The sequence below is a fragment of the Streptomyces sp. NH27 genome (assembly GCF_056859195.1).
The window spans coordinates 1-5,065 of sequence record NZ_JACEGK010000553.1; the positions used below are offsets into that span (position 1 = coordinate 1).

Consider the following 5,065-nt stretch of genomic DNA (forward strand, 5'->3'; position numbering starts at 1 on the left):
GACCGGTACCAGGCGGTGACAGCCGGGTTCGAGGCGCAGCGGGAGCTGACCCGGGCCGCCCTGGCCCCCGACGGCACCGGCGCGCTGCTGGCCCGGCTCGCGGCGCACCTGAACGGCTGGGCGGCGTTGTACGACGCGTCCGGCGCGGTGCTGGCCGTGGCGCCGGAGTGGGCGGGCCGCAGGGCCGCGCGGCTGGGCGGCGAGATCGACCGGCGGCGGGCCGTCCCGGCGCCGGCGAGCGCGGCGGTGGCCGGTCCGGCCGGCAGCGAGGACCGGGTCGAGCTGCAGTCACTGGGCACCGGGCGCCGTGCGCGCGGCTTCCTCGCGGTCGGCACCGAGGAGCGTCTCGACACCGCCGCGCGCTACGTGGTGCACGCCGCCGTCGCGCTGCTGACGCTGTCGCTCGAACAGTCCCGCGCCCTGGTCGCCGCGCAGGGCCGGCTCTCCGCGGCACTGCTGCGGATGCTGCTGGCGGGCGAGGCGGAGCATGCCCGCACCACCGCGGGGCCGCTGTACGGCACGCTGCTCGACGCGCCGGTGCGGATGCTCATCGCCGAGGCGAACGGCGCCGCGGCGGCCACGCCCGGGCCGCAGGCGCCGGAGGCGCCGGCGCTGCTCGCCGAGCGCGCGGAGGCCGCGGCGGTCCGCGCCGCCGAGCCCCTGCTGGTCGTCGCCGAGGGCGGGCGGCTGATCCTGCTCGCCGCCGAGGGCGCCGCGGCGCTCACCGCGGCCACCGACCTGGCCGAGGCCGAGGCCGGCCTCGCGGCCGGCCTGTCCGCGCCGGTCGATCCCGCCGACGCGCCCACCGCTCACGACCAGGCCGAGCGTGCCCTCGCAGTCGCCCGGCGGCGCGGGGTGAACCTGGTCGAGCACGGCGAGGTCGGGGTCGGCTCGGTCGTCCCGCTGCTCGCCGACGACGCGGTGCGTGCCTTCGCCGAGGGGCTGCTGCGGCCGCTGCGGGAGCACGACGCCACGTCGCGCGGGGACCTGGTGGCGTCGCTCGCCGCCTGGCTCGCCCACCACGGTCAGTGGGATGCCGCCGCCGCGGACCTCGGCGTCCACCGGCACACCTTGCGGTACCGGATGCGGCGGGTCGAGGAGATCCTCGGGCGCTCGCTGGACGACCCGGACGTCCGGATGGAGCTGTGGCTCGCCCTCAAGACCGAGGCGTAGCAAGGGCGCCCCGACCTCTGGGGCGCCCGTTCTGTCGCGCCAGGAGCCGCACGAACCCAGGGACGCTGGGGCGCCTCCCGGCAAAGCCGGCGGGAGAAGTGCGCGCGAAGCCATCCACCGTCAGGTGATCCCCGGACCGACAGCGCCGACCACCCCGGCGGGTCCGGGGCCCTGGCCAAGATGTAGCGGAGGGTGGGGGGCGTGCTCCGCCGTGGACAAGGGAGGGGCGCGGCGGCGCCGACTAGTTTGGCCCGCATCCGAGGAAAGGGCGGAAAGACCGTGACCACCACAGGCGCAGCCCCGTACGCGTTCTGGCTTGCCGGCCGCCCGGCCCGCGGCGAGGAGACGTTCGACGTGACCAACTCGTGGGACGGCGGCCTGGTCGGCCGGGTCTCCGTGCCGGGCGAGGACCAGGTCGAGCAGGCCGTCGCGGCGGCGGCCGCGGCGACGGACGCGTTCGCGGCGACCCCCGCCCACGTACGGGCTGCCGCGCTGGACCACGTGGCGAAGCGGCTGGCGGAGCGGGCCGAGGAAATCGCCGGCCTGATCACCGCGGAGAACGGCAAACCGCTGAAGTGGGCGCGCGGCGAGGTCGGCCGCGCGGTGTCCGTGTTCCGCTGGGCCGCCGAGGAGGCGCGGCGCTTCAACGGCGGCGAGGCGCAGCGGCTGGACACCGACCCGGGCGGCGTCGGCCGGCTCGCGCTGACCCGCCGCTTCCCGCGCGGTCCGGTGCTGGGCATCGCGCCGTTCAACTTCCCGCTGAACCTGGTCGCGCACAAGGTCGCCCCGGCGATCGCGGTCGGCGCGCCCATCATCCTCAAGCCCGCACCGGCCACCCCGCTGTCGGCGCTGCTGCTCGGCGAGCTGCTCGCCGAGACCGAGGGGCTGCCCGAGGGCGCCTGGAGCGTGCTGCCGGTGCCGAACGACCGGATGCCCGAGCTGGTGCGGGACCCGCGGCTGCCGGTGATCTCGTTCACCGGCTCCGACACCGTCGGATACCAGATCATGGACTCCGTACCGCGCAAGCACGTCACGCTGGAGCTGGGCGGGAACGCCGCGGCGGTCGTGCTCGCGGACTGGTCGAGCGAGCAGGACCTGGAGTGGGCGGCCACCCGGATCGCCACCTTCGCCAACTACCAGGCGGGCCAGTCCTGCATCTCGGTGCAGCGGGTCATCGCCGACGCTTGCGTGTACGACGCGCTCGCCGAGAAGATCGTCGCCAAGGTGCGCGCCCAGGTCACCGGCGACCCCTCCGACGCCGCCACCGACGTCGGCCCGCTGGTCAGCGAGGCCGCCGCGGAGCGCGTCGAGCAGTGGGTGGACGACGCCGTCGCCAAGGGCGCCAAGCTGCTCACCGGCGGCACCCGGGACGGGGCGACGTACGCGCCGACGGTGCTCGCGGACCTGCCGGGCGACGCGGTGCTGGCCACCGCGGAGGCGTTCGGGCCGGTGCTGTCGCTGCATCGGGTCAACGGCGCCGAGGAGGCGTTCGCGGCGGTCAACGACTCCCGGTTCGGTCTGCAGACCGGCGTGTTCACCCACGACCTCCAGATCGCCTTCCGGGCCCACCGGGTCCTGGAGGTCGGTGGTGTGATCATCGGCGACGCGCCGTCCTACCGCGCCGACCAGATGCCGTACGGCGGGGTGAAGGACTCCGGGCACGGCCGCGAGGGCGTGAAGTACGCGATGGACGACTACACCTACGAGCGGGTGCTGGTGCTGACCGGGCTCGACCTGTAGGGGCCGCTCGGCGGCCGCGGCGCCGCCCCGGTACGGCCGGGCCGTTGACCTCGCGTCAGCGGCCCGGCCGAACTTCGGTGGCTGGTTTGTCGGATGTCGGGTAGTACGGACACGTAGCACCGGTCGGTAGCCGGCCTACCCGGAGGTGACGCAAACCGTGTCCGCACCCACCGCAACACGCAACGTCTCAGAACGCGAAGCCCGACAGGTGGCCGAGGCCGCCCGCGAGCAGGACTGGCACAAGCCCAGCTTCGCCAAGGAGCTGTTCCTCGGCCGGTTCCGGCTCGACCTGATCCACCCGCACCCGCTGCCCGAGCCCGAGGCGGTGGCGAAGGGCGAGACGTTCCTCGCCCGGCTCGGCGACTTCCTGCGGACCGAGGTGGACGGCGCCCGGATCGAGCGCGACGCGCTGATCCCCGACGAGGTGGTGCGCGGCCTGAAGGAACTGGGCGCGTTCGGCATGAAGATCGACGAGTCCTACGGCGGCCTCGGTCTCACCCAGGTGTACTACAACAAGGCGCTGGCCATGGTCGGCTCCGTCAACCCCGCGGTCGGCGCGCTGCTGTCGGCCCACCAGTCGATCGGCGTGCCGCAGCCGCTGAAGATGTTCGGCACCCAGGAGCAGAAGGACACGTTCCTGCCGCGCTGCGCCCGTACCGACATCAGCGCCTTCCTGCTCACCGAGCCGGACGTCGGCTCCGACCCGGCCCGGCTGGCCACCACCGCCGTGCCCGACGGCGACGACTACCTGCTCGACGGCGTCAAGCTGTGGACCACCAACGGTGTCGTCGCCGACCTGCTGGTGGTGATGGCCCGGGTGCCGCGGTCGGAGGGCCACCCGGGCGGCATCAGCGCCTTCGTGGTCGAGGCGGACTCCGAGGGCATCACCGTGGAGAACCGCAACGCCTTCATGGGACTGCGCGGCATCGAGAACGGTGTCACCCGCCTCCACCAGGTGCGGGTGCCCGCCGCGAACCGGATCGGCCCCGAGGGCGCCGGCCTGAAGATCGCGCTGACCACCCTGAACACCGGCCGGCTCTCGCTGCCCGCGGCCTGCGTCGGGACGAGCAAGTGGTGCCTGAAGGTGGCCCGGGAGTGGTCGGCGGCCCGCGAGCAGTGGGGCAAGCCGATCGCCGAGCACGAGGCGGTCGGCTCGAAGATCGCCTACATCGCGGCCACCACCTTCGCGCTGGAGGCCGTGGTCGACCTGTCCTCGCAGATGGCCGACGAGGACCGCAACGACATCCGGATCGAGGCCGCGCTCGCCAAGCTCTTCGGTTCCGAGGCGGCCTGGAAGATGGCCGACGAGCTGGTGCAGATCCGCGGCGGTCGCGGCTTCGAGACCGCCGACTCGCTCGCCGCGCGCGGCGAGCGCGCGATCCCCGCCGAGCAGATGTTGCGCGATCTGAGGATCAACCGGATCTTCGAGGGCTCCACCGAGATCATGCACTTGCTGATCGCCCGGGAAGCCGTCGACGCCCACCTGTCGGTCGCCGGCGACCTCATCGACCCCGACAGCACCCTTGCCGACAAGGCCAGAGCGGGCGCCAAGGCCGGCGGTTTCTACGCCCGCTGGCTGCCGAAGCTCGTCGCGGGACCCGGGCAACTGCCCACCTCGTACGCCGAGTTCGGCGACCTCGCCGGGCACCTGCGGTACATCGAGCGCACCTCCCGCAAGCTCGCCCGCAGCACCTTCTACGCCATGTCCCGCTGGCAGGGCCGGATGGAGCTGAAGCAGAACTTCCTGGCCAGGATCGTGGACATCGGCGCCGAGCTGTTCGCGATGAGCGCGGTGTGCGTACGCGCCGAGCACCTGGCCGCCGAGGGCGAGCACGGCCGGACCGCCCGTGGCCTCGCCGACGCGTTCTGCCGCCAGTCCCGGGTCCGGGTGGAGGAGCTCTTCGCCCGGCTGTGGACCAACACCGACAGCCCGGACCGGCACCTGGCCAAGGCCGTCCTCGAGGGCAAGGTCGGCTGGCTGGAGGAGGGCATCGTGGACACCGGCGGCGTGGGCGCGTGGATCGCCGACGCGACCCCCGGGCCGTCCATGACCGACAACGTACGGCGCCCGGTGCGCTGAACCGTCCCGCGCGCCGGCCCGCTCGCGTGCGGGCCGGCGCGCAGGGGCGGTCGGGTCGGGGCGGTCGGGGGG

General features: G+C 74.3%; 3 protein-coding genes. All 3 read left to right on the forward strand.

Going from position 1 to position 5,065, the window contains the following annotated elements; all coding sequences use genetic code 11:
- Positions 1–1,173 (forward strand): PucR family transcriptional regulator (locus AC13HU_RS31715; RefSeq protein ID WP_483045427.1); only part of this gene is annotated, 1,173 nt, incomplete at its 5' end.
- Positions 1,174–1,452: 279 nt separating this feature from the next.
- Positions 1,453–2,913 carry an aldehyde dehydrogenase family protein gene (locus tag AC13HU_RS31720; RefSeq protein WP_483045428.1) on the forward strand — a complete coding sequence of 487 codons (1,461 nt, stop codon included), beginning with the start codon at positions 1,453–1,455 and terminating at the stop codon, positions 2,911–2,913.
- Between the two features lie 157 nt (positions 2,914–3,070).
- On the forward strand, positions 3,071–4,993 hold the full coding sequence (locus tag AC13HU_RS31725; RefSeq protein WP_483045429.1) for an acyl-CoA dehydrogenase family protein: 1,923 nt from the start codon (positions 3,071–3,073) through the stop codon (positions 4,991–4,993).
- Positions 4,994–5,065: the final 72 nt, after the last annotated feature.